Annotated in this window: 22 protein-coding genes, 1 rRNA gene and 1 other annotated feature; of the genes, 17 read left to right on the plus strand and 6 right to left on the minus strand. The window is 42.9% G+C overall.

The window, feature by feature from the left end:
• Window positions 1–118 precede the first annotated feature (118 nt).
• On the plus strand, window positions 119–967 hold the full coding sequence (locus B9A22_RS15900) for a class II fructose-bisphosphate aldolase (protein WP_084576926.1): 849 nt from the start codon (window positions 119–121) through the stop codon (window positions 965–967).
• Window positions 968–1,044: 77 nt separating this feature from the next.
• Here B9A22_RS15900 and B9A22_RS15905 read toward each other — a convergent pair whose 3' ends face one another.
• On the minus strand, window positions 1,045–1,224 hold the full coding sequence (locus B9A22_RS15905; RefSeq protein WP_084576927.1) for a hypothetical protein: 180 nt from the start codon (window positions 1,222–1,224) through the stop codon (window positions 1,045–1,047).
• Between the two features lie 98 nt (window positions 1,225–1,322).
• On the opposite strand from B9A22_RS15905, the gene B9A22_RS15910 reads away from it, so the two are divergent.
• From B9A22_RS15910 to B9A22_RS15920, 3 genes are read left to right on the plus strand one after another with little or no spacing between them, the layout of a single operon-like run.
• Window positions 1,323–2,690 carry a TrkH family potassium uptake protein gene (locus B9A22_RS15910; protein WP_371361009.1) on the plus strand — a complete coding sequence of 456 codons (1,368 nt, stop codon included), beginning with the start codon at window positions 1,323–1,325 and terminating at the stop codon, window positions 2,688–2,690.
• A gap of 15 nt (window positions 2,691–2,705) precedes the next feature.
• Entirely contained in the window at window positions 2,706–3,368 is a 663-nt protein-coding gene (locus tag B9A22_RS15915; protein WP_084576928.1) for a potassium channel family protein, read from the plus strand.
• On the plus strand, window positions 3,365–4,177 hold the full coding sequence (locus tag B9A22_RS15920; RefSeq protein ID WP_084576929.1) for a TrmH family RNA methyltransferase: 813 nt from the start codon (window positions 3,365–3,367) through the stop codon (window positions 4,175–4,177). The genes B9A22_RS15915 and B9A22_RS15920 overlap by 4 nt, the downstream gene beginning before the upstream one ends.
• 11 nt (window positions 4,178–4,188) lie before the next feature.
• Here the strand turns inward: B9A22_RS15920 and B9A22_RS25515 are convergent, their stop codons facing one another.
• Entirely contained in the window at window positions 4,189–4,557 is a 369-nt protein-coding gene (locus B9A22_RS25515) for a hypothetical protein (protein ID WP_176215553.1), read from the minus strand.
• 55 nt (window positions 4,558–4,612) lie between these two features.
• On the opposite strand from B9A22_RS25515, the gene pheS reads away from it, so the two are divergent.
• The 9 genes from pheS (at window position 4,613) to B9A22_RS15965 (ending at window position 17,297) form a co-directional block, all read left to right on the plus strand.
• Window positions 4,613–5,635, plus strand: coding sequence for a phenylalanine--tRNA ligase subunit alpha (gene pheS / locus B9A22_RS15925; RefSeq protein ID WP_084576930.1), 1,023 nt, complete (start codon window positions 4,613–4,615; stop codon window positions 5,633–5,635).
• 21 nt (window positions 5,636–5,656) lie between these two features.
• Entirely contained in the window at window positions 5,657–8,086 is a 2,430-nt protein-coding gene (pheT, locus tag B9A22_RS15930; RefSeq protein WP_084576931.1) for a phenylalanine--tRNA ligase subunit beta, read from the plus strand.
• A gap of 188 nt (window positions 8,087–8,274) precedes the next feature.
• Window positions 8,275–9,672, plus strand: a complete 1,398-nt coding sequence (locus B9A22_RS15935) for an amino acid permease (protein ID WP_084576932.1) — start codon at window positions 8,275–8,277, stop codon at window positions 9,670–9,672.
• A 107-nt stretch (window positions 9,673–9,779) separates the two neighbouring features.
• The gene (locus B9A22_RS15940) at window positions 9,780–10,034 is read left to right on the plus strand and encodes a cell division protein ZapA (RefSeq protein ID WP_084576933.1); all 255 of its coding nucleotides are present in this window, start codon (window positions 9,780–9,782) and stop codon (window positions 10,032–10,034) included.
• Window positions 10,035–10,109: 75 nt separating this feature from the next.
• Complete coding sequence (locus tag B9A22_RS15945) at window positions 10,110–10,781, plus strand: DUF421 domain-containing protein (RefSeq protein WP_084576934.1); 672 nt, start codon at window positions 10,110–10,112, stop codon at window positions 10,779–10,781.
• Between the two features lie 148 nt (window positions 10,782–10,929).
• Window positions 10,930–11,871, plus strand: coding sequence for an alkaline phosphatase family protein (locus tag B9A22_RS15950; protein WP_084576935.1), 942 nt, complete (start codon window positions 10,930–10,932; stop codon window positions 11,869–11,871).
• Window positions 11,831–14,338 (plus strand): U32 family peptidase, encoded by a 2,508-nt coding sequence (locus B9A22_RS15955; RefSeq protein WP_245824020.1) that lies wholly within the window; start codon window positions 11,831–11,833, stop codon window positions 14,336–14,338. The genes B9A22_RS15950 and B9A22_RS15955 overlap by 41 nt, the downstream gene beginning before the upstream one ends.
• Window positions 14,339–14,359: 21 nt before the next feature.
• A complete protein-coding gene (locus tag B9A22_RS15960) occupies window positions 14,360–16,720 on the plus strand; it encodes an endonuclease MutS2 (RefSeq protein ID WP_084576936.1) in 2,361 nt (786 codons plus the stop codon).
• Between the two features lie 46 nt (window positions 16,721–16,766).
• The gene (locus B9A22_RS15965) at window positions 16,767–17,297 is read left to right on the plus strand and encodes a ferredoxin domain-containing protein (protein WP_084576937.1); all 531 of its coding nucleotides are present in this window, start codon (window positions 16,767–16,769) and stop codon (window positions 17,295–17,297) included.
• Window positions 17,298–17,355: 58 nt separating this feature from the next.
• On the opposite strand, the gene B9A22_RS15970 is transcribed toward B9A22_RS15965, so the two are convergent.
• Window positions 17,356–17,949 (minus strand): hypothetical protein, encoded by a 594-nt coding sequence (locus tag B9A22_RS15970; RefSeq protein WP_084576938.1) that lies wholly within the window; start codon window positions 17,947–17,949, stop codon window positions 17,356–17,358.
• Between the two features lie 12 nt (window positions 17,950–17,961).
• Window positions 17,962–18,282 carry a YbaB/EbfC family nucleoid-associated protein gene (locus B9A22_RS15975; protein ID WP_084576939.1) on the minus strand — a complete coding sequence of 107 codons (321 nt, stop codon included), beginning with the start codon at window positions 18,280–18,282 and terminating at the stop codon, window positions 17,962–17,964.
• A gap of 229 nt (window positions 18,283–18,511) precedes the next feature.
• On the opposite strand from B9A22_RS15975, the gene B9A22_RS15980 reads away from it, so the two are divergent.
• Complete coding sequence (locus B9A22_RS15980; protein WP_084576940.1) at window positions 18,512–18,904, plus strand: hypothetical protein; 393 nt, start codon at window positions 18,512–18,514, stop codon at window positions 18,902–18,904.
• A 513-nt stretch (window positions 18,905–19,417) separates the two neighbouring features.
• Here the strand turns inward: B9A22_RS15980 and B9A22_RS15985 are convergent.
• A complete protein-coding gene (locus tag B9A22_RS15985; protein WP_084576941.1) occupies window positions 19,418–21,613 on the minus strand; it encodes a transglycosylase domain-containing protein in 2,196 nt (731 codons plus the stop codon).
• Between the two features lie 227 nt (window positions 21,614–21,840).
• Window positions 21,841–22,078 (plus strand) — a binding site (T-box leader).
• A 61-nt stretch (window positions 22,079–22,139) separates the two neighbouring features.
• Here B9A22_RS15985 and tyrS point away from each other — a divergent pair.
• Window positions 22,140–23,357: a tyrosine--tRNA ligase gene (tyrS, locus tag B9A22_RS15990; RefSeq protein ID WP_084576942.1), complete on the plus strand. Its 1,218-nt coding sequence runs from the start codon at window positions 22,140–22,142 to the stop codon at window positions 23,355–23,357.
• Window positions 23,358–23,481: 124 nt separating this feature from the next.
• Here the strand turns inward: tyrS and B9A22_RS15995 are convergent, their stop codons facing one another.
• Window positions 23,482–23,811, minus strand: a complete 330-nt coding sequence (locus tag B9A22_RS15995; protein ID WP_245824021.1) for a small, acid-soluble spore protein, alpha/beta type — start codon at window positions 23,809–23,811, stop codon at window positions 23,482–23,484.
• A 139-nt stretch (window positions 23,812–23,950) separates the two neighbouring features.
• Here B9A22_RS15995 and yunB point away from each other — a divergent pair, with 139 nt between their 5' ends.
• Both yunB and B9A22_RS16005 read left to right on the plus strand, forming a co-directional pair.
• Complete coding sequence (gene yunB, locus B9A22_RS16000) at window positions 23,951–24,658, plus strand: sporulation protein YunB (RefSeq protein ID WP_084576943.1); 708 nt, start codon at window positions 23,951–23,953, stop codon at window positions 24,656–24,658.
• Window positions 24,659–25,217: 559 nt separating this feature from the next.
• Window positions 25,218–25,518, plus strand: a 16S ribosomal RNA gene (locus B9A22_RS16005); the annotation flags it as partial.

Raw genomic sequence — 25,518 nt, forward strand, 5'->3', positions numbered from 1 at the left:
TTTTAAAATTTTATTATAATGGGCAGGTTTTTTTAGGGTAGTGGCGAATAAAATATATAACCAATAATTACTAAAAACTTAATACTGGCTTACTATAACAAAAAAGGAGGAGTTACCCTTGGCCTTAGTAACAATGAAAGAATTACTCCAGGATGCAAGAAAAAGAAAGTATGCAGTAGGCGGTTTTAATGTATTTAATTTTGAGACTTTAGGCGCTGTGATTGAGGTGGCAGAAGAACTGAAAACTCCCCTGGTGCTTGGTATTCCTGAGCGTTTGTTTAAATTTGTCGATGTTGATACTCTTAGTGCGGCAATGATCAGAGGTGCACAAAAAGCATCTGTGCCTGTTGCGCTCCATCTTGACCATGGATATACTTACGAAGGGGTAATGAAAGCCATCCGCTGGGGATTTACTTCTGTTATGTTTGATGGTTCAGCCCTGTCTATTGAGGACAACTTAAAACGTACCAAGGAAATTACGCGCATAGCCCATTCGCTCGGTGTTTCAGTCGAGGGTGAATTGGGCTATGTTGGTTGTTACGACAATGTCAAAGATATAAATGAAGAAAACATAGTTAAACCAGATATTGCCTGCAATTTTGTAGAGAAAACCAAAGTCGATGCGTTGGCTGTGGCAGTAGGGACCAATCATGGGGTTTACCACGGCGGTCCCAAACTCAATTTTTCCCGGTTATCAGAACTAAACAATACAGTAAATGTACCGCTTGTTATGCATGGCGGTTCAAAGCTTACTAAAGAAGATTATCAAAGCTCAATTCAGTCAGGTATAACTAAAATTAATATTGCAACTGACATGTCGATGGCAGCTGGTGAAACCATACGAGCCGAGCTTGCTAAAAATCAGTCAGCTAACTATATTCATCTTATGTCGATGGTGAAAAAAGGTGTTAAGGATTCAGTCCGTAGATATATGCTATCTTTTGACTGCATCTCTAAAGCGATATAGGCGATAAAAGACTTATTTAATACCCCCGGCGCATAGCGACCGGGGGTATTTGTTACTTAAATTTGTATATATTAGTATTAGTCTTTCATAGATGGTGGCTCGGGATTGCTTTCGCTGTATTCAGTTAGATTGTTGCGCAGTTTGTCTTGAATTTCGCCTGAGGTTACTGGCCGCTTATAGTTGACAGTTGCTGTGTTAGCTATATTTTTGTTAAAAATATGCTGCATAGTTGCTCCAGAATCTCCTGATGAATTCAAAGTATCACCCCCTTTTTAAATAGTTTATCCAGGAGCTTGTTTAGTTTTCTTAATTTGGGTATAATTTTTAGGTATAGTTGAATAAGAGGTGGAATATTTTGGAGGGGAAAATTGCTAACCTGCTCGATATCGCTCAGTGGAAACTTACCCCATACCAGATACTCGTGTTGGGGTTTGCGGGGCTGATCTTGGGAGGGGCATTCTTGCTAATGATGCCGATGGCATCAGCGACAGGCCAAAGATTAAGTTTTATTGATGCTGTATTTACTGCAACTTCGGCTGTATGTGTAACCGGCTTAGTTGTAGTTGATACTGGTACATACTTTTCATTATTCGGACAACTTGTTGTAGTGAGTTTAATTCAGATCGGTGGCTTAGGCATAATGGCCATGTCAACACTGATGGCAATACTGATTGGCAAAAGGATTAATTTAAGGCAGCGACTAGTCATGCAAGAAGCGTTGAATCAGCTTTCAGTAGCTGGAGTTGTACGCCTGATGCAGTATATGATCAAGGCAACCTTATTAATCGAGTTTATTGGCGGTACCATTCTGGCAATCCGATGGTACCAAGAGTTGGGCTCCAAAGCCTTTTATTTTGGCTATTGGCATGCAGTTTCAGCTTTTTGCAACGCAGGGTTTGACTTATTTGGTAGCGTTACTGGCCCGTTTTCTAGTATTACCAATTATGTAAATGACATTGTAGTTAACTTAGTAATTTCGTTGCTCTTTATTTTAGGCGGTATTGGTTTTACCGTAATTGCAGATATTTGGACAAACCGCCGCTTTTCTCGGTTCTCTTTACATACTAAGGTTGTATTAATTACTACTTTAATACTGATGATTTTTGGTGCAATTGTATTCTTTTTGCTGGAATATGATAACCCGGATACATTGGCTAACTTGTCTTGGCAAGGAAAAATTTTGGGAAGTTATTTCCAGTCGATGACACCGCGTACGGCAGGGTACAATACTCTTGACATCGGTAAGCTTACTGATGCCACACTATTCTTTATAGTACTGCTCATGTTTATCGGAGCATCACCGTCATCAACAGGCGGCGGGATAAAAACTACAACAGCTAGTGTTATGGGAGCTGCCATATGGGCGCTTATCAGGGGAAGAAATGATGCAGAACTATTTGAACGGCGAATTCCTTATTCAATTATTTATAAGGCATTTTCAGTAATGCTGATTTCAGCTGTCTTAGTTATTTTTATAACTATGATGCTCAGTATTACTGAAAAACAACCTTTTCTTAAATTATTATTTGAGGCAACATCTGCGTTTGGTACTGTAGGCTTATCAACGGGGATTACGCCAACTTTGACAACTACTGGCAAGCTTTGGCTTGTTTTAACCATGTTTGCTGGAAGGGTTGGTCCGGTTACCTTGGCATTGGCGCTGGCATTAAAAACCAGAAAGGGTAATTTGCAATATCCAGAAGGTAAAATTATTATCGGTTAAGAGGAGAGCGTTATCATGAAAAATAAAAACAAGCAATTTGCTGTTATCGGATTAGGGCGTTTTGGTACTAGTGTGGCTAACGCATTATATAAGCTTGGTTGTGAAGTGTTAGCCATTGATGCAGACGAAGAGCGAATTCAAAAATTTAGTGAAGAAGTAACCCATGTTGTTCAGGCTGATACCACTGATGAAAACTCGCTCAAAGCCTTAGGTATCCGTAATTTTGATGTAGTAGTTGTTGCCATTGGTGAAGATATTCAAGCCAATGTTTTAACAACACTCTTGCTTAAAGATCTTGGCGTAAAATATATTGTGGCTAAAGCGCGCAATGAATTACATGGTAAGATGCTATCCAAAATCGGAGCAGACCGTGTTGTTTATCCAGAGCGTGATATGGGGCAACGGGTTGCTCACAACCTGGTATCAACAAATGTATTAGAGTTTATTGAATTATCTCCCAACCTTAGCATTGTTGAAATCACTGCACCAAAGTCATTAGTAGGCCAAAGTCTTGCAGAAGCTAACTTAAGGGCTAAATATGAAGTTAACGTCGTGGCTATTAAGCGGGGAGAAGAACTTATTGTCCCGCCGCTGCCTGACGAGAAAATTAAAACTGGAGATATTTTAATCTTTGTTGGTCAAACAAAAGGTGTTCGAAAGCTAGAGGAATTAGAATGACCGAGTTCGTTTCCAGCCCGACAAATAAGTTAATCAAAGAAGTTACTTCACTTAAGCAAAGAAAGTACCGGGATAGTCTAGGAATGTTCGTGGCTGAGGGAATGCGCATAGTCGAAGAATGTGCTGCTTCTGCATGGCCTGCTGAAGTCTGTATTTATACTGAAGCCGCTGCATCTCGTGAACGGACGCGAGTTATTATTGATAAGTTGTCCGCAACAAAATGTCGCATGGTAATAGTACCTGAAGATATCTATAATAAAATATCTGATACAGAGCAGCCGCAAGGAATTATGGCTGTCTTAAAAAAGCGCCAGGCTTCGATCACTCAAATGATCACGCAAGACAATATGTCATCATTGATTGTTGTTTTAGACGGTATTCAGGATCCAGGTAACGCAGGTACAATTATCCGTACGGCAGATGCCGCCGGCTGTACAGGCGTAATTATGCTTAAGGGATCGGCAGATATATATGCGGGGAAAACGGTACGCGCAACGATGGGGTCTTTATTTCATCTTCCGGTAATAGAAGGCGTAACCCCTGAAGAGTTGGTATCAGAACTCAGGCAGAGTGGTGTTACCATGCTGGCTACTTGTTTGCAAAAATCAGATGTCTATTATCAGCTAGACTTTACAAAGTCTGTTGCCATTATCTTAGGTAATGAAGGACAAGGGGTGAGCCATGAACTGATTGAAGCAGCTAATGCACGCATTAATATACCGCTTGTCGGCCAGGCTGAATCGCTCAATGTTGCAGTAGCTGCAGGCGTAATAATATATGAGGCTGTTCGGCAGCGGGGCAACTTGTAATTTGCACAATGCTATGATATAATACGCTTAGCAATGACGGAAATTGCCATTACAGGCAGAGAGGGTGTGGTCTTACGATGATGACCGCCGAATTCTTCTGGAGAATGTTCGAAGCTACCGGTTCCATTGCTGCGTATTTGTGGTATAAACGGCTGATGCTGCAATAATTTAATAATGATTTTCATTGCAGTACAATGACGAAGAGAGTATGTTAGCCACGTTTCTACAGGGAGGATGCTGCCACAGATTGAGAGCGGCGCCGAAACAGCTGGCAGAAGTTCACTTCCGAGTATCCGGACTGAAGAGGTTCTTGTGTAGGTCTGGCGTTTTTTCCGCGTTACAGGAAATTGAGTATAATTAGGGTGGTACCGCGAAATCAAGACTTTCGCCCCTTGGGGCTGAAAGTCTTTTTATTTTATTCCTTAGGAGGCATGTATGGAACAAGAGCTTAAGTCATTAAGGGAAACAGCTCTTACAGAGCTGGCAGAGATTGCCGGTAAAGACGCGCTTAACGAGCTGAAAGTGAAGTATTTAGGGAAAAAGGGACTGTTGACAGGCGTGTTGCGCGGCCTTGGGGCATTAAGTCCGGAAGACCGGCCGCGCGTGGGGCAAGTTGTCAACGAGATAAGAAATGAAATTGAACAAATTATTTCTGACAAGTTTGAAGTTATGAAACAAGCCGAAGTTGTCCGGAAGTTGGCGTCAGAAACTATTGACGTAACCTTACCGGGGCGGCGGGCTGAACTGGGTCATTTACATCCGCTGACACTTACGCTCAATCGAATTAAGGATACGTTTATGCGAATGGGCTTTGAAATTGCCGAAGGCCCAGAAGTCGAAAAAGACTATTATAACTTTGAGGCGTTAAATCTACCCCAGGATCATCCTGCGCGCGACATGCAAGACTCTTTTTATATAACAAAAGAATTTTTACTCAGGACGCATACTTCGCCTGTCCAGGTCCGGACAATGCAGTCGGCTGAGCCTAATCAGCCAATTAGAATTATCGCCCCTGGGAAAGTATACCGGAGAGATTATGATGCTACCCATTCACCAATGTTTCAGCAGGTAGAAGGGTTAGTGGTTGACAAAGGCATAAGTTTTGCCGATTTAAAAGGTACGCTTGAACTGTTCTCTAAAGAAATATTTGGCAATAGAGTCAATGTACGATTCCGTCCTAGCTTTTTTCCTTTTACCGAGCCTAGCGCAGAAGTAGATATCTCCTGTGTAATGTGTGAAGGTAAAGGGTGCCGGGTATGCTCAGGTACTGGCTGGCTTGAAATTTTGGGGTCAGGCATGGTTCATCCGCGTGTGCTGGAAATGAGCAGTTTTGATCCGAACCAGGTAAGTGGTTTTGCCTTTGGTATGGGCGTAGAACGTATTGCAATGCTGACATATGGTATTGATGACCTTAGACTGTTTTTTGACAATGATATACGCTTTTTACGTCAATTCTAAGACTAGTAAAGGGGGAAAGTTATGAGAGCGTCAATTAAATGGCTTAAAGATTATGTTGAAATAAACGAGACACCGGAAAAGCTGGCCGATATGCTGACCATGGCTGGGATTCCTGTTGCGGCGGTTGAAACTTTAGGCAAGAATATATCAGGTGTAGTTACTGGAAGAGTAATAGAAATCGGGCCACATCCAGATGCTGATAAATTGTCAGTGTGCAAAATTGATATTGGGACAGAAGTGCTTACCATTGTTACTGGAGCAACCAATGTTCGACAGGGACATATTGTGCCTGTCGCAACCGTAGGCGCTGAGCTGCCGAGTGGGATGAGTATTCAGCCGACAAAACTGCGGGGCATGTTATCGAGCGGTATGTTATGTTCAACCGAGGAGCTCAATATTGATAACAAGCTGGTATCATCTGAGGCAAGAAATGGCATTTATATTTTGCCTAACGATACCGAGGTTGGGATCGATATTCGTACTGCGCTTGGGCTTGATGATGTTGTGCTTGAATTTGAACTTACTGCTAACAGGGCAGACTGTTTTAGTATCATAGGCATTGCTCGTGAGATTGCTGTACTGACTGGTGCTGTTTTGAAGAAGCCTATGCTCTCACTAAAAGAGGCTGGTACCGAGAAAGCTACTAGCTTAACTAATATCCAAATAACCGATCCTAGCCTCTGTCCAAGATTCGCCGCCAGAATGCTTACTAATATTAAGGTGGGACCATCGCCAGCTTGGATGCAGCAGCGTATCCAAGCTGCTGGGATGAGACCGATTAACAATGTCGTAGATGTGACCAACTTTGTCATGCTGGAGTTGGGACAGCCGATGCATGCTTATGATTATAACCTGCTGGCACGCCATAGTCTGGTTGTTCGTAAGCCCAATCCTGGTGAAAAACTGACTACACTGGATGGCGTTAAACGGGAACTTGAACCCGATATGCTGGTTATTGCCGATGCAGTACAGGCTGTTGGTATTGCTGGGGTTATGGGTGGCTTAGCTACTGAAGTAACTGGCAGTACACAAAACGTCCTGTTGGAAGCGGCTTCGTTCAAAGGCGTGAGCATCCGGCGGACCTCACGAGCGCTGGGACTTCGGTCTGAAGCATCTGGGCGCTTTGAACGCGGGGTAGATACGGCTAATGTTATTAAGGCACTTGATCGGGCCGCCAAGCTGCTTGAAGATATGGGCGCATGCCAGGTATGCCCAGGAATTGTTGATGTTTATCCTGATATGCAGTTGCCAAGACAGGTTGCCTTTACGCCTGAACAAATAAATAAGTATTTGGGAACAGATATTCCGGCCAGCACGATGATTGATATACTTAAACGCCTCGAGTTTGATGTTGATGCTGGGGCAGAACAGATTACTGTAACTGTACCTACATGGCGCGGTGATGTTACGATGCCAGCTGATATTTGTGAAGAAATTGCCAGGATATACGGCTATAATAATGTGCCTTCGACTACGCCAGCCGGCTGCATGGCCCAAGGCAAGCAGAGCAACACCCAGACAATTGTAGATAAGATTAAAGCCTTGTTAACAGGGAGCGGTTTTTCAGAAATTATCTCGTTCAGCTTTTCTCACCCAGATGCTCTTGACAAACTAAATATTCCAGAAGGCAGCACTTTGCGCCGCACTATCGAGGTTTTGAACCCCATTACAGACGACTTTCCCATTTTGCGTACTACTTTACTGGGCGGCGTGATGGATACGATAGCCCGTAACCTCTCACGGAAAAATGAGGAATTTAAGCTCTACGAGCTTGGTTCAGTATATTTACCTAAAGAGTTACCTCTCAAGGAGCTGCCTGATGAGCCGCTCATGTTGTGCGGGGCTCTTATTGGTAAACGTCATACTTTGGCATGGAATCAGACACGTGATACGGTGGATTTTTACGATGCGAAAGGTAGTGTAGAGGTAGTCCTCGAAGGACTGGGGATCAACGACTACATTGTAGAAGCAGCTAGCAATGTGTCTTTGCATCCAGGAAAAACTGCTGCAATCAAAAAAGACGGCGACCTGCTGGGCGTAGTTGGCGAAGTTCATCCGGAGGTCCTTAATTCGTATGAAATAAACCGTAAGGTATATTTGTTTGAGTTAAATGTTGAGGCCTTGGTTAAACACGCAGCAGCTAAACCCAGCTACCAGGCTTTGCCGAAGTTTCCGGCCATCACTCGCGACCTAGCGCTTGTATTATCTGAAAATGTTCCAGCCGGAGCTGTAACCCAAGCCATAATTGAAAATGCCGGTCCCTTACTTACGGCTGTCCAATTATTTGATGTTTATACTGGGCAGCAAGTGACAGCTGGCTCACGCAGTCTAGCCTTCTCGCTTACCTTCCGGGCAAATGACCGGACATTGACAGATGTTGTAATTGATGAACATTATAGAAATATAATTGTTTATTTAGAAAAGACTTTCGCGGCGAAACTCCGGGAATAACCTGGAAAATGTCTCCTACACAAGAACAAAAAAACCTTTACCTATGTTCATTTTTGTGTTACACTGTTAACCGTGATGGACGTAGTCTGTAAATGTCTGCGCTAGCTGGATATTTATAGAAAATAGATCTGTCTTTTGTGGACAGGTCTATTTTTTTCCATTGGAAGAAATTACAGAGAGGTGATAGTATGAATGTTTTCCGCACAAAAGGTATTGAAATGCTTAAAGATAGTGCAGAGAAAAAAGGTCTGAAAAAGAGTCTTGGCGCAACTGACTTAATACTTCTAGGTATAGGTTGCATTATCGGTACTGGAATTTTTGTTTTAACCGGTGTAGCTGCCGCTGAGTACGCTGGTCCTGGAATTATGATATCCTTTGTTATTTCTGGCTTGGCCTGTGCATTCGCTGCTTTGGCTTATGCCGAGCTTGCTGCCATTGTACCAATTGCGGGGAGTGCGTACACATATAGTTACGCTACACTAGGTGAAATCATTGCTTGGATTGTTGGCTGGAATCTTGTTCTTGAATACTCGGTTGGCTCGAGCGCTGTAGCTGCTGGTTGGTCCGGCTATATGGTCGGGCTGCTGAAATCTGGTGGTATTGAACTTCCTAAGGCGCTCACTGCCGTTCCTGCCGATGGGGGAATTGTAAATCTTCCAGCGATGCTTATTTCACTTTTTTTAAGTCTTTTATTAGTGCGTGGTACTAAGGAAAGTGTTACACTCAATAAAGTTCTCGTAATAGTAAAACTTGTTGCAGTTTTTATTTTCCTTGCCTTAGCTGGGCCTAAAGTAAATCCCGCTAATTGGTCACCACTTATGCCATATGGTTTCTCCGGCGTAGCGGCAGGTGCGGCAATTATCTTTTTTGCCTACATCGGTTTTGATGCTGTGGCTACGGCTGCTGAGGAATGCCGCAATCCTAAGCGAGATTTACCTATAGGTATTATTGGGTCACTTGTTGTATGTACGGTGCTCTATATTATTGTTGCTGGTGTTTTGACAGGGGTAGTTCCTTACCAGGATTTGAATAACGCTGAACCTGTTGCCTATGCGCTTCGTGCCATTGGCTATAACTTTGGCTCAGCCTTGGTAGGTACTGGCGCTATCGCCGGTATAACTACAGTGTTATTGGTATTGATGTATGGACAGACAAGAATATTTTTTGCAATGTCACGCGATGGACTCATTCCGGCCAGTATTTGTAAGGTACATCCTAAATACGGAACGCCGCATATTATTACGATCGTTGCTGGCATCGCTGTTGCGCTTATCGCCGGTTTTACACCAATAGGCGTTATCGCTGAGCTTACCAACATTGGTACGTTGTTTGCCTTTGTTGTTGCTGCAATTGGTGTATTAGTCCTTCGACATACTCAACCTGATATTCCCCGTCCATTCAAGTGCCCAGCTGTTTCGGTTATTGCACCATTAGCTGTCCTGTCCTGCGGTTATTTAATGTTTAATTTGCCGATAGAAACCTGGGTACGGTTTGGGATTTGGTCGGCTATCGGTTTCGTTGTGTACTTTATTTACAGCTATCGTAATAGTGTTTTAAATAAAGCCAAAGCTGTTAGCGATCAATAATTTTTATCTACCAGGCGGGTTGTTCCGCCTTTTTTCTTTTTCTAGCAGGAATTAGTTTTTGGGTGGTAGAAGTATAGTCTCAATAAATATATGATTTCAGGTGGAGTATGTCAGATATAAAAAACAAAGTTACCGTTGAAATATACGGTGAAAGCTATGCACTAAAAGGTAATATTGAACCAGAGCGAATTATGCGTCTTGCAGCAATGCTTGATGAACGCATGAAAAAAACGGCTAAAACTAACCTTAGGCTGTCGCCAACCAAAATTGCTGTATTGACAGCATTAAATATTGCTGATGAATTTCTCCGGTTAGAGCAGGATTATCTCGAACTCATTGAATTGATAAAAGAGGATAAATAGCCTCTTTTAGTAGCTATAATACGGTATAACACTTGGAAGTCATGTTAATAATACTGACAGAAAAGGAGTGGTACCGTGTTTGACAGCGGTTCAATTGGTCCGGTTTTATTACGCTTGCTGATATTATGCACTGTTGCCTTGCTTGTTGTCAGGATGATGGGTAACCGTACCGTAGGTCAGTTATCTCCATTTGATTTTGTGATTATGGTTGGTATTGGCGATATCATTGTGGCTGGTACAATGGATCAGAACCCTACGTTAGGGGCAGGGATTGAGGCGTTGGTAGTATTGTTGCTACTCCAACAGCTAATAGGCTATTTGGCCTTGAAGAACAATACTTTGCGTAAATGGTTTGAAGGTACACCAGTAACCTTAGTGAAGGACGGGCGTATTATCAGAGAAAACTTTACCAAAACTCACTTTAATTACGACGATCTGCGACAGGAACTACATAAAAAAGGACTTGATTTATCTGACGTGAGCGCTATTGAAGTAGCGCGGTTGGAGAGTTGTGGTGAGTTTACAATGCTTCGCACACCCGAAAACGAGCCGTTAACTAAAAAACAGTTTGAAGATTATATTAAGGGCATCTATAACAATCCACTAAGCCTAGCAGGCGAAAAATGGACTAAATTTGAAAAATTTATGGATGATGTCCAGTTTCTAGCCGCCCATTTGCGTGAACAGCAAGCAGTAAACGCAGATTGCGAGGCGAAAGTAGACAATAAAGAGCAAGAAGTGCACTAACGAGAGGAAGGGATGCCCCTTCTTCTTTCTTATCCTGTTAGAAAGTGTAACTTTCCGCCTGGATAAGGGCGACTAACCTTCAGGTGGGGTTAAAACCCCATCTGAAGCTAAGTCTACTTTATGCTACATATAAGGACGGGTTTGAGAGATGAGGGTACTATTAATATTTATTGATGGGTTTGGTTTAGGAAGTAATAATCCTGAGATCAATCCGCTAGTACGTTTTGGCCTTCCTACTTTCAATGAGGTGTTTGGTCAGCCAATAACCCATGATATTGGTTCAATTATTACGCCGGAAAGCTGTTTAATTCCGATTGATGCTACGTTAGGCGTGACCGGGCTGCCCCAAAGCGCAACAGGGCAGGCTGCTATTCTTACTGGTATAAATACTGCCAGAGCAATGGGGCGTCATATACAGGCCTTTCCAGGGCCTCAACTATCTAAGATTATTAGTGACGACAATATTATGAAGAAGCTAACAGAGAATGGCCTCACGGCAACTTCAGCAAATATGTATACACCAGATTACTTTGAACTAGTGGCTAAGCGTAAGCGTCGTCATTCGGCAATTACACTGGCAGCCATGAGTACTGGTATGACACTTAGGTCATTGCCGGAAATGAAAATCGGTGAGGCTGTCTATCAAGATATTACTAATGAAATGCTCTCAGATTTTGGAATAGATGGTATTCCCGTAATAAGTCCAATGCAAGCCGCTAATAATTTGGTTAATATTTCCAGGAAATATTCCTTTACTATCTTTGAATATTTTCAGACAGACCGAGCAGGTCACAAGCAGAATTGGCAGTACGCGAAACGGATTCTAGGAATACTGGATGAATTCATTAGTGGGGTTTATAAACGGCTGTCTGCCGATACTTTACTAATTATAACAAGTGACCATGGCAATTTTGAGGATATGAGTGCTAAAACCCATACATTCAGTAAGGTTCCGCTCATTGCCCTTGGGCATCAAGCAAAAAAATTGGTAAGTGGTATTACTGATTTAACAGGTATTGCTCCTGCTATAATAGAGGTTTTGGGAAAGGATGATCTATGTGATAGAATTACTTGCGCCTGTCGGCAGTAAAGAAGCTCTGGTTGCGGCAATAGAAGGCGGGGCAGATGCTATTTACCTTGGAGGCAAAATGTTTGGTGCCAGACATTACGCCCCTAATTTTACTGATGATGAATTGGCGGAGGCCGTACGGTTTGCCCATTTGCGTGGTGTATTGGTATTTGTTACAGTTAATACATTGCTGGATGATAGTGAGCTATCCGCTTTGGTGGATTATTTACGGCATTTATATGATATAGGCGTGGACGCCATTATTGTGCAGGATTTGGGTGTGGCCGTAGTAGCCAAGAAAGTAGTGCCTAATTTGCCTCTTCATGCCAGCACGCAAATGACGGCTCATAATTTAGAGGGTGTCAATTTCTTGGCCGATTTGGGCTTTGAAAGAGTGGTGCTAGCGCGGGAACTGCCGCTTACTGATATTGAATACATATGTAAAAATAGTTCAGTAGAAATAGAGACCTTTATTCATGGCGCGTTATGCATTTCTTATTCGGGACAATGCCTGATGAGCAGTATGATTGGTGGTCGCAGCGGCAATCGTGGCCGTTGTGCCCAGCCCTGCCGCCTACCCTATACCCTTGTTGACGCCAGTGGCAATGATGTCCTAAGTCAGGCAGATGCTGGTGAATATTTATTGAGTCCGAAAGATTTTAATACTATAGAGATATTGCCTAAACTTATTGAGGCAGGGGTTGCCTCTTTTAAGATCGAAGGCCGGATGAAGCGTCCGGAATATGTTGCCGTTGTTGTTGATGCTTACCGGCGAGCGATTGAACGCTATCTGGAAAAACGGGACAATTATGGCGTCAGTCAGCAAGATAAGAAGGATTTAGCACAGATCTTTAACCGTGACTTTACTACCGCGCATCTTTATGGAAAAAATGGACGCAATATGATGAGTGACCGGCGTCCCAATAACCGTGGGGTACGGGTTGGCCGGGTACTTAGTTATCAGGCAGCAGGCAAGATTGCTGTAATTAAATTGGACGAGCCACTGGCCATCGGCGATATTATTGAGTTCTGGGTTAAAGTTGGCGGACGGGTCAATGTCACTGTTCGTGCTATGACTGTTAATGGCAGTCCTGTTACCGAAGCCCAGGCCAATACCGCGGTAGCTATCTCGGTAAGTTCGCCTGTTCGCGATAACGACCGAGTATTTAAGGTATTTGACGCTAAGCTGATGGAGCGGGCTAGAGCGTACTTTGGCAGAGCAGAGGCTGTGCGACGGATACCGGTCGATGTTACGGTAACAGTTGAAGAAGGTAAGCCAATGGTAATATCCTTGCAAGACTCCGAGGGATTTACCGGTCAGGCTCAAACAGCGTTTATAGCGGAAAAGGCGTTAAAAAGACCCCTTACACCAGATACTATTGCTAAACAAATTGAGCGAATGGGAACTACTATCTTTTCGCTGACTAATCTGGATTGTTCGATTCAAGGCGAAGTAATGGTGCCGATCAGCGAAATCAATGATGCCAGACGCCGGGCAGTAGAACAGCTTGAGGCTGCACGTCTGGCAAAGTTTGATAGGCCGGAGCTGCCTAAAGACAAAGCTATTGGAGCGCTAGTGCCGCAGGTGCGAACAACGTCACCAGGGAAGAAACCAGAACTTGTGGTAAATGTTGATGCTGTTGATAAATTAAAGGTTGCTGTTGATAGCGGCGCAGATATTATCATGTTTGGTGGCGAATGTTTTGGCAAACGCGCATTATCTGCCGAAGAATATCAGAATGCGGCAGCTTATGTCCGGCAGCACGGCCGTAAGATTGTTTTTAATACACCACGCTTGGTACAGCAAAGTCAAATACCTGAGATAAAAGAGAATGTTTTTCTGTTTAATGAGATTAAGCCTGATGCTATAAGTGTAGGTAATATTGGCACACTTCAAATGCTCAAAGAGTTTACTACTATTCCATTGCACGGAGATTACCCGTTAAATATATACAACAGTGTTACTGCAAAGTATTTTAGTGACTTAGGGTTAGCCAGTCTAACATTTTCGCCAGAACTTAATTTTGCTCAAGTCGAAGAACTGGCTGCTAAAAAGCTGGCCCCAGTAGAATGTTTGGTGCATGGATATTTAACCCTTATGATTTCCGACTATTGTATGCCTGGCAGTTTCTTAGGCGGACAGGATATTAAGAATTGCGATCAAGCTTGTCTGCGTGGTCAATATTGGATAAAGGATAGAATGAATGAGTTGTTTCCTATAGCGACTGATCAATTTTGCCGCATGCATATTCTCAATGCGAAAGAATTATCCATGCTGCCGCATATTCCACGGCTCATGCGCGCCGGTCTGAGTCGACTCCGGTTTGAGGCTAAATATAGCTCAATAAAGGAAGTTGCCCGTATTACTAGACTGTACCGTGAGCTAATTGATCAGGGGGAGCGTCACCCGCTTATCCTCCAAGACAAAACTGCCAGTGCAGAGCATGAACATATTACACGAGGTCATTATTTTAGAGGCGTATTATAGTGTTATTAGAGGAGAATTTACATGGAAGCATCCGTGTTGTCAACATTAGAATATAATAAGATTCGGGATATGCTGGCCGAACGTACTGGTTCAATTATTGGGCGGGAGCTTGCAGAAAGCTTAGTGCCTGTGAATGATGCCAGCCAAGTAAAAGAGCGACTTGCTGAAACCGCCGAAGCACGCGTGGTAATGAACAATGTACCTAGTGTGCCGCTCGGGGGAATTCGCGACGTACGTGCTACAATAAAAAGGGCTGAACTAGGTGCTATTCTGGAACCGCATGAATTATTGGCTGTAGCGAGTACACTATATGCTGCCAGACGTATGAAGAGTTTTTTTACTGACTTGACTGTAGAAACACCGCTTTTGGGGTCTATAGCTGGACAGATCATCGTATTAAGGAATATCGAAACCACAGTTGAAACAACTGTGACCGAACAAGGTTTGATCAGAGATGATGCCAGCAGCGAGCTTTCCAAGCTGCGACGCGAGATAAGGCAAGCACAAAGCCGAGTTAAAGAAAAACTTGATAGTATTTTACGGTCTGGCGAATACCAAAAGTATTTTCAGGATACGTTAGTCACTATGCGTGGCGACCGGTATGTGATTCCGATTAAACAGGAATTCCGTAATAATTTCCCTGGAATTGTGCATGATCAATCAGCCAGTGGTGCTACCTTGTTTATTGAACCAATTGCTATAGTCAATTTAAATAATGATATAAAGCAGCTTGTGGCTGCCGAAAAAACCGAAATTGAACGAATTTTAACAGTGGTAACCGGGCAGATAGCTAAAGTGTCAGAAACCATAGCAAACAACCTTGCCATCTTAGCCCGTATGGACTTTGTTTTTGCTAAAGCAAAACTGAGTATTGATATGCGGGCTATCGAGCCAGTGATCAATCAGCAGGGCTATGTCAATCTGATTCAAGCGAGGCACCCGCTGATTCCCAGTGAACATGTGGTGCCGATTGATGTTCATCTTGGGCGGCATTTTACTACCTTGCTGATTACTGGACCTAACACAGGTGGTAAAACGGTAACCCTAAAAACTGTGGGTTTATTTGCGCTTATGACTCAAGCAGGTTTATTTGTGCCAGCTGCGCCTGATTCTGAGATGCCGATTATCGGCAATATTTTCGCCGATATAGGCGATGAACAGAGTATTGAACAAAGTTTGAGCACATTCTCTGGGCATATGACCAATCTAGTTGCGATACTAAAAAAAATAGACGCTAATGATTTGGTGCTTATCGATGAAATCGGAGCAGGTACCGACCCGAGTGAAGGGGCTGCTTTGGCGATGTCTATTCTTGAGTACATTCATAGTATCGGCGCTAAGACTATTGCCACTACGCATTATAGTGAATTAAAAACATTTGCTTACACCAGACATGGAATTGAGAATGCCAGCGTAGAATTTGATATACAAACCCTGCGTCCTACCTATCGCCTTCTTATTGGAATACCTGGCAGCAGTAATGCGTTTGCCATTAGCCGGCGACTCGGGTTAACAGATGGAATTATAGCTCGGGCTAAAGAATTAATAAATAAAGAACACACCGATTTTGAAACAATTCTGCACGCATTAGAGGAACAGAAGAAATCATTTACTGCCCGAGTCGATGAAGTAAAGCGCTTAGAACAGGAATTAAACAACACAAAACAAAAAATATCTATTAAAGAGCAGAGTCTTGCGGAAAAACGAACTGCTGTATTGGCTAAAGCACAGGAAGAAGCAGCTGCTGTTATCAGGCAAGCCAAGCGCAATGCGGAAGAAATAATTGCTGAGTTAAAAGCTCAGTTTTCTGAACATAGCGGGCGAGAGAGGCAGAATGCCATCGAGAATGCCCGGCGGAAGCTAAAGTCAAGTAGTAATGAAGTTCATAGATTTGATCAGGACGAACAGGGAAATTTACCTGAGTTATCGGCAGAAATTCTAAAGCCAGGTATGAAGGTCTATGTTGCGACATTAAAACAGCAAGGAGAAATATTAGCGGTAGGCGGCACAGATGTTACGGTACAGCTTGGAGTGTTAAAATTCACAGTACCAATATCTGTTTGCCGGCTGCTGTCTGAATCAGGTAAGCCTAAAGAAATAACGACAACTAGACATGTTAACATGACCAAGGTAGAAACGGCCGCAAGGCAGATTGACATTCGAGGCATGACGATTGAGGAAGCTGAGACGATACTTGATAAATATATTGATGATGCGATACTGTCGGGCTTAAACGAGGTGCTCATTATCCACGGAAAGGGTACAGGCGCGCTACGAAAAGGAGTAAAAGCGTATCTTGAAACTCACCCGTATATAAAAGGTATACGCATAGCCGAACTTAACGAAGGTGGCACTGGTGCCACTGTAGCTAGATTGGCTTAGTATAGATCTACAAGCATATTTATTTTTTTTGGGGGGAGAAGCGAGCATGATTATCCAAAGTAAAGAGATTGAGCAGCGTGCTATTGAGCATGTTGCAGATTTGATGTGTGTAGCTGCCCGGACAGCGCCTAAGGGCCGGGGAATAGACAATTTAGTGGTAATGACTGTAAAGGGAAGAACTAAAGATCAACTTGTCGAAGAAATGAAAAAAATCGCTCAAGTGAGCGGTGCGCAGTTTTTTGAACGTGATGCTAAATGTTTGGAGAAAACGCAGCTAGCAGTATTGCTCGGACAAAAAGTCAAGCCTATGGGTGTTCAGCCTTGCGGTTATTGCGGGTATGCTAACTGTAAAGAGAATACTGAGGAGTCGGGAATGTGCGCTATCAGCGTTGGTGACTTGGGTATTGCCCTGGGGTCAGCGGTCAGCGTAGCTGCTCAGCATCATGTTGACAACAGAATTATGTTTTCCATTGGTCGTGCTGCACTTAATCTTGATATATTTGAAGAAGATGTAAAAATTGCTTACGGTATTCCGCTGAGTGTGTCAGGGAAAAGTCCATTTTTTGATCGGGCATAAAGCAAACAAAAAAACAGAGGTACACTTGAAAGTAAAGTGTACCTCTGTTTTTTTGTTTTTAGAAGTTGTTTTTCCAGTTTAGATATCGTCCATAATTTTTGCCTTCTGCATCTTCGGAATCTTCGCCCTCTTGGGGCGATACTGGCGGTTGCTTAAGTGCTGGTGCCGGCTGTTGATTGAGAACAGGCGGGGGGGGAGGTTCAGATTGTTTTGGCGGCTCGTGCTTAGGCTCAGGCTTACTCTCAGGTTTGGGCTTTTCTTGGGTGCCGCCGCCGAGATTGTTCAATAATCCCAATACTGTACCCATAGTACTTGGATTGAGTTTGGACTTAAGCTGAGGACTGTTTAGTAATGGTAGAAGTGACATTAAGGTATCAGGCGAGAGGCCGCTGCCGCCGATACCGCTGCCACCATCACCGCCCTTTGTCAAGTCACCCAGTAACTTATGTAGGGGATTATTGCTGGCTGCCGATTGAGTTTGGATGGGCTGGCTGACGGCATTGTTTTTGTTAACAATGGAAAATAAGCATAACAGTGCTAAAACAGAAATTAGATTGTCAGGGCCTGCCCCAGCATTAATAGTAGCGTCCAGCATCCGGGTTATTGAACCCAATAGCGATGATGAGCTTGGATTATCGGTATCGTTCGGCATAGTACCGCCTCCTTAAAACATGCCAGGGATTTTAGGTAGGTTTAAATCTGTAGCAAGTTTACTCATGGCTTCCTGGTTTAAATCCCGTGATTTAGTTAGAGCATTATTTATCGTAGCTGTCAATAAGTCTTGCAGTAAAGCTGCATTATCTGCCACAAGGTATTTTGCATTTAACTGGATCGTGATAAGCTCCTGCTGACCGTTTACAGTTATTTTTACAACATCGCCGCTCGATACCTCTATTCGTTCCTGTTTAAGCTGCTCCTGAATATTGTCGACATTACTCTGGACTTTTTTAACCATTTCCATAATATTTCCGAATTGTTCAAACACTATATGCACCTCCTATATTTTATCCTGATAGAAAGTATAACTTTCTCCTGGATAAGGGCAACATCGGCTTCCGCTTTCGCCAAAGGCTCGGCGCAAGCCGTGTTTTCTTTATCCAATTTATTCAGTTTAGGATTTTTTGTGAGTGTCCAAACTTCGGGAGAAACCAAATACTCGTATCTCTCATATATTGGAGTAAGAAAAAATTCATTATGAAGGGTGGGTGGGAAAGATGCGCGTGCGAAAGTATCAGCGAACTGCAGGGGGGCATGTAGAACGATCGGATAAAGTGGTGAAAAACGAAATTGAAACCACAGAACAAGTAGAAGAGCGACCGGCGCCACTGCCGGCAGCAATACCAAAAAAACAACAGAACTCTCGCGGACCGGCTGCCTTATTTAGAAAAGTGATAGAAAATCCTAACTTCAATATTCAGTTGATGGTAATTATATTGAGTCTGGCTTCCGAAAATTTCTCCATGGACAGGCGAATTGATTCTATGTCTTCTACTGTAGATAAAATCCGGAATGTTACCGATGTAATTAATAGTACAATGCAGTCAGTGAAAGTAGCGACAGATGCTCCCAAACAAATCAGAAGATTATTTGAAATAAACAAAAATTAGCCATCAAATGTAAGCTAAGGCCAGTAACACTTCTTCCTTAAACTGTATATATTGAAGTAGAAGGGCGGGCGGTACTTCGCCCTCATTAATAGATAAATTAAGGAGGTAGTTTAAATGTCTCGTTGTGGGTTTGGCGGTAATGGATTTAGCGGCATCTGGATTATCATCATTATCCTGTTACTGTTCTTTTTTGAGGGCGACGACACTTCTTTATAATCTCCCTACTTACACTAGGCACATGCTGTAAAGTGTGTGACAAAAAAAACACAAGGTTCATATATTGCATTAAAGAGAAAGCACTCTTTAAGATGAGAGAAGGAGGAAATACAATGGGACGTGGATTTGGCGGAGGATTTGGCGGAGGATTCGGAAATAGTTGGGTAATTATTATCATTATCATCATACTATTACTTTGTTTCTGCCAGGACGATTGTAATACACCCTGTTAATTACTAATAAATGTATATGCGCTTAAATTGAAAAACACGCGTAATTTTTACGCGTGTTTTTTTATTAGTTCTTTTTTGCTGGATCATTAGGTTTAGGCGGTGGTGGTGGTGATGATGGGGTCATGCCATTATGGTCATTCTTCCCAGGAGCTGGCGGTAAAGTTTTTTCAACTGTACCTGAAGTTTCTCCTGTAGCGTTCGTCTGATCAGGCTGCTTGATGTCCTTGCCATCTTTATCCTTACCATCTTTATCGTCTTTTGTCGACATAACAGTGGAAAGTTTAGTGGGTTGAGTTCCCTCAACGAAAATTTCACTGCGGCCTTCTTTATTATTGGGATCATTAAGCAATAATCCATCCTTAGTCGATACTCTGGCAGCTACAATACCAGAGGGTTTAACAAAGTCACGGGCAACATATTTCGTGGAAACATCACTCATGAAACTCCGCCAGATACTGGCTGGAATGGTTCCACCGGTGACACCTCTCAAATATCCTGGGTTATCATTGCCCATCCAAACCGCAGCTACTAAATCGGGAGTAAAACCGACAAACCAAGCATCTTTATGATCACTGGTAGTACCTGTTTTACCAGCAGCAGGCCGGCCAAAATAAGCGCCTGCGCCTGTACCGTTGTTGATAACCCCACGCATCATATCGGTGAGAATATATGCGCTGCGCTCGTTAACAACTACTTTCTCTTTAGGTACATGCTGTTCGATTACTTTACCGTTGCGGTCAACCACTTTAACAATAGCCGTAGGTTCAACGCGAACGCCGCTATTGGCCAATACGCCATAGGCACTCGCGATTTCCAGAGGAGTTACGCCACGCGTAAGACCCCCTAAGGACATGGCCAGGTTACGATCATTTGTGTCGCCTTTAAGCACCAGAGTAGATATGCCCATCTGTTGCGCATAATATAAGGATTTGTCGATACCAGCTTGTTGAGCCAGTTTTACGGCCACAATGTTTAGTGACTGCTCAAGTGCACTACGCATGGTAACCGGACCATGAAATTTTCCGTCATAGTTTATTGGGGACCAACTGCCAAAACTAACCGGACTGTCATCAATAATACTGGCAGGAGTAAGGCCGCTTTCAATAGCCGCTAAATAGACAAAAGGCTTGAATGCAGAGCCTGGCTGACGTTCGGCTAACACTGCTCGGTTAAACTGGTCATTGCCGCGTCCGCCAACCATTGCCTTGATATGGCCGCTATGTGGGTCAATTGCTACTAATGCCCCTTGGGGTTGTTTGATGCCACTCTCGGTGCGGGTAGTCGGCAGCTGCTCCATAGCATTCTCAGCTGCACTTTGCATTTCGAGATCCAATGTTGTGTATATTTTGAGGCCATCCTTATATACGGCATCTGCCCCATATTTTTCAATAAGAAGTTGAATTACATAATCGGTAAAATATGAAGAAGTTTTTGTGTTGGTCACCGGGCGGGTGGCCAATTTAATCTCGCTATTTCTTGCTTTAGTAGCTGTATTCGAATCAATATAACCGTACTTGACCATTTGTTCGAGTACAACAGCTTGCCGCTCTTTGGCAGCCTTTAAATTGCTGGAAGGAGAATAATAATTAGGGCTTTTGGGTATACCGGCAATTAGTGCACATTCTGCTAAATTCAAATCCTCAACATTTTTCCCAAAGTATACTTGTGCTGCTGTTTGAACTCCATAAGCACCCTGACCAAAATAGATTTGATTCATATACATTTCGAAGATTTCATTTTTGCTGTACTGGCGTTCAATTTGTAAAGATAAAAAAGCTTCTTGGACTTTACGTTTAATTGTCTGGTCCTGGGAAAGCAGCGCATTTCTAGCCAACTGTTGAGTTATGGTACTGCCGCCTTCAGATATTCCCCTATCTGTCATATTCGACCAAACTGCGCGCAAAATCCCACGGGGATCGATGCCGCTATGCTGATAGAACCTGACATCTTCAGCTGCAATAAACGCATTTTGTAAGTCTTTAGGTATTTTATTAATTGATACAGGTAAACGGTTTTCTACTGAATGAATGGTTGTTATCACCTTGCCGTTAGTGTCGAAAATTTGGGAAGAAACGGCTGGGCGTATTTCACCTTTTAAGCTCGGCATAGTATGAATACTAGCTGTTAAAAAACCCAGCCCAGCTCCTGTCAGCATAACCAAGAACACAACAACAGCAATCACTGTAATTGTTCGGGTGTTTTTCTTAGATTTGCGCCTGGCAGTTTCTTTTTTTTCATTGTCTTTATCTTTATCTTGCATGGCTTCCTCTCCTTACAAATTCAGTTAATAGTGGCTTGCAGTCAGATTATTGGATTTGATTCGCTAATCATTATACCACAAAAAACTATTGATAGGGCATTTGTTTGGCAACAGTTTGCAATATTAATGTTGTTATGTTATAATGCGCCTTAAAAAAGCTGACATAGTATGGCTGAAATTGACAGCGTGATCATATTCAGGTATATTAGAAATAGAAGCATATATTTAGAAATGTGATGACTAGGAAAAGTAAGTCATAATAGCCTTACAGAGAGCTGGGGGATGGTGGAACCCGGTAGGCAGACTGACTGAAATACACCTATGAGCAGCAGGCTGAAAGTATATTATTAGTAAGCCGGGCCGGAGCGCCACCGTTATTTGGCTAGGAAGAAGTTTTTTAACTTCGCTTGAGTGGCTAATTGTCAGCAACAAGGGTGGTACCACGGGTTTATTCCCGTCCCTGACCAGGGACGGGTTTTATTTTTTTACCGGCAATGAATCCGGTCAATTAAGGAGGATTTTAAACGTGTCTGTACTAGATATTCTCAAAGAACGAGGATTTATCCAACAACTGACTCACGAAGAAGAAATCGCAGAGCTATTGTCTAAGGAAAAAATTACTTTTTATATCGGCTTTGACCCTACTGCAGATAGTCTGCATGTTGGCCACTTTTTGGGAATGATGGTGATGGCTCATATGCAGCAGGCCGGCCACCGTCCTATTTGCCTTATAGGTGGTGGGACAGCAATGGTGGGAGACCCCTCTGGCAAAGCTGACATGAGGAAAATGTTGACACCAGAAGATATTGCGCATAATGGCGAGCTATTTAAAAAACAGATGCAGCGCTTTATTGATTTTTCCAACGGCAAAGCGTTGATGATGAATAATGCTGACTGGTTATTAAACCTTAATTACGTGCAGTTTCTTCGGGAGATCGGTGTACACTTTTCTGTCAATCGCATGTTGACTGCCGAATGCTTTAAGCAACGGATGGAAAAAGGCTTATCTTTCTTAGAGTTTAATTATATGATAATGCAGGGTTATGATTTTCTGGAACTTAACCGACAGTGCGATTGTATCATGCAGATGGGCGGTGACGACCAGTGGTCCAACATCTTGGCCGGTGCAGACCTGATCCGGCGTAAGGAAAGAAAACCAGCCTATGGACTGACCTTTACTTTGTTAACTACCAGTGATGGACGAAAGATGGGTAAGACCGAAAAGGGAGCCCTTTGGCTTGATGCAGAGAAGACTTCTCCGTATGATTTTTATCAATACTGGCGTAATGTTGACGATGCCGATGTAGAAAAATGCTTGGCCCTCCTTACATTTTTGCCGATGGATGAAGTCCGGCGCCTGGGTGCTCTTAAGGATAAAGATATTAATGTCGCTAAGAAAACGCTGGCTTTTGAAGTGACCAAGCTAATCCATGGTCAGGTTGAAGCTGAAAAAGCCCAGCAGGCTGCTGAAGCGCTGTTCGGTGGAGCCGGAAACTTCGATAACGCACCAACTGTGTCGGTAACCACTGATATGATAGGCGCTAAGCTGATTGATGTTCTCTTGAGTACCGGGATTATCCCGTCTAAAAGTGAAGGGCGGAGACTGATTCAGCAGGGTGGCCTCTATATTGGTGAAACCAAGGTATCCGAGCTCGACTTTTTGCTTACGGCCGATCTATTCGAAAATAATAGCCTCATTGTCCGTAAGGGCAAGAAGAATTATCACCGTATTATAATAGAATAAAATCATTTATCTTCTAAGACGATAATCATTAACTGGGTCTATAAAATTGTATGTTATCCAGGTAAGAAAAGTTTGTGTAATTAAATAAAAAATTGGGTCGCATCCTGCGACCCAATTTTTATTTTCACTGTTTGCCTTCTAAGTGTTCTTTAGCATCAGCAATAGTTGCATCATCTACAGGAGCCATTTGGGATTCTGCCATTTCAACTAACTTTTTGACCATTTGTCCCCCTATCTGGCCACCCATACGACCACCGATTTTACCAACCTCTTTGGTAGTCATGTTTTCCCAGCCAACATTTTCAATCTTGTCTTTTAAGCCTAATTCCTCAGCGACTTCCATCTTCTTTTCATCAAGAACACTTTCAAAATTCTGAGCGTTTATCTCTGTATGCATTTCCTTGCCAAGTGTTTCATTGGCAATGCGGAGCTTCAACTTGTCTAAACCATCCATGTATATCACCTCGCAATATTTTTTTTAGTATTCCCATTAATTTAATTGTAATGAATGTGTAATTTAGTAACCAATAATCAGCTTTCGCCATATATATAATAAGTAAACAGAGTAAGAGTGGTTTAGAGGAGGGGGAGACATGCGGTTTTCTGTGCGACGAAAGCGTACAATACCACTCTTTCCGCTAGGTATTATTGGATTGGTGGTTTTATTGGTGGTTTTCTTCTGGCGGCTGGAAACCCATCTAAAGCCAACACTTATGGCTATTGCTGAAACACGGGCCACGATCATTGCAACTCAATCTATCAACAATGTAATTAATAATAGAGTTAGCCTTACTGTTGACCCTAAGATACTAGTAAACGTTACATTGGACGAACACGGGCGAGTAGTGCTCATTCAACCTAATACGATGGAGTTTAACAGACTAGCAGCTGACACCACAATGAAAGTACAGGATGCATTGAAAGAAATAACCGAAGAGAAAATACATATTCCTATTGGTCAGGTGTTCGGTAGTCAAATGCTGGCCAGTTTAGGGCCGAAAATTACGGTTACTATTATTCCTATGGGTACAGTCCAAGTTAAAGTAGTCGATAAATTTGAACAAGCGGGTATCAATCAAACTAGGCATATGGTCTATTTAGCTGCTACTACGCAAATTCGTATTGTCGTTCCGTTGGTCAGCCAAAGTATCAGCGTTAATACGCAGGTGCCTATTGCCGAGTACGTTGTTGTCGGCGAAGTACCCAATACGTATGTTCAGTTCCCGTTTCCGCTCAATAGTGATATGTTAAACGGACATAATGGCGGTAACAACAGCGTTGGCACTAACGCGAGCAGTTAAGTGCGAATATTATTTGCCAGTTATTTCATGTTGATGAATGGCTTTGGTATTGGTATAATAGCATTTGCCTTGAGGCCACAGCTAAGTAGAGAGCTTACTGTGGCTTTATAATTACTAATATGTTGACATGTTTAAGTAAACATGATAGCATATATAATTGTCGGTCTCGGACAAAGCGTGCCGTCCATGGCACGTCCGTACACTAGCGCACTCATGCGCGTGGCTACTATAACAAGTAGTGATGTCGTTCCCTGAAAACTGAACAATGTAAAGTAATGCATCATAAAAAGCGTACTATCGTATGAGCTACATGATAAGAATGGTCTAAGTGGCCGTCTTGTTATGGATTCTCGATACATTGTACGGGCCAGTGTAGCGTGCGTGTCGCAAGACACAAACCAATAACAATTTTTGATTTTAATGAGCCATTAAATGGCTTCAATATAATGTTGTCACACTGTGACTTTGAACTTGTGCCTGTTGCGTCTAATTAAGAAGCATGTCTTCCTAAATTAAGATAGCTGCAAGTATAAACTAAGAAGCAGATAGACGGCAAACTTTATTGGAGAGTTTGATCCTGGCTCAGGACGAACGCTGGCGGCGTGCCTAACACATGCAAGTCGAACGGAGTATTCAGTAATGGATACTTAGTGGCGAACGGGTGAGTAACGCGTAGACAACCTGCCTCTAAATTGGGGACAACACCGCGAAAGTGGTGCTAATACCGAATGTGGTATCTCGGTTGCATGACTGAGATAAGAAAGATGGCCTCTACATGTAAGCTATCGTTTAGAGATGGGTCTGCGTCTGATTAGCTAGTTGGTGAGGTAAAGGCTCACCAAGGCGACGATCAGTAGCCG

Origin of the sequence: Sporomusa malonica, from assembly GCF_900176355.1 — a bacterium.
In the GTDB taxonomy this organism is placed as follows: Bacteria; Bacillota; Negativicutes; order Sporomusales; family Sporomusaceae; genus Sporomusa; species Sporomusa malonica.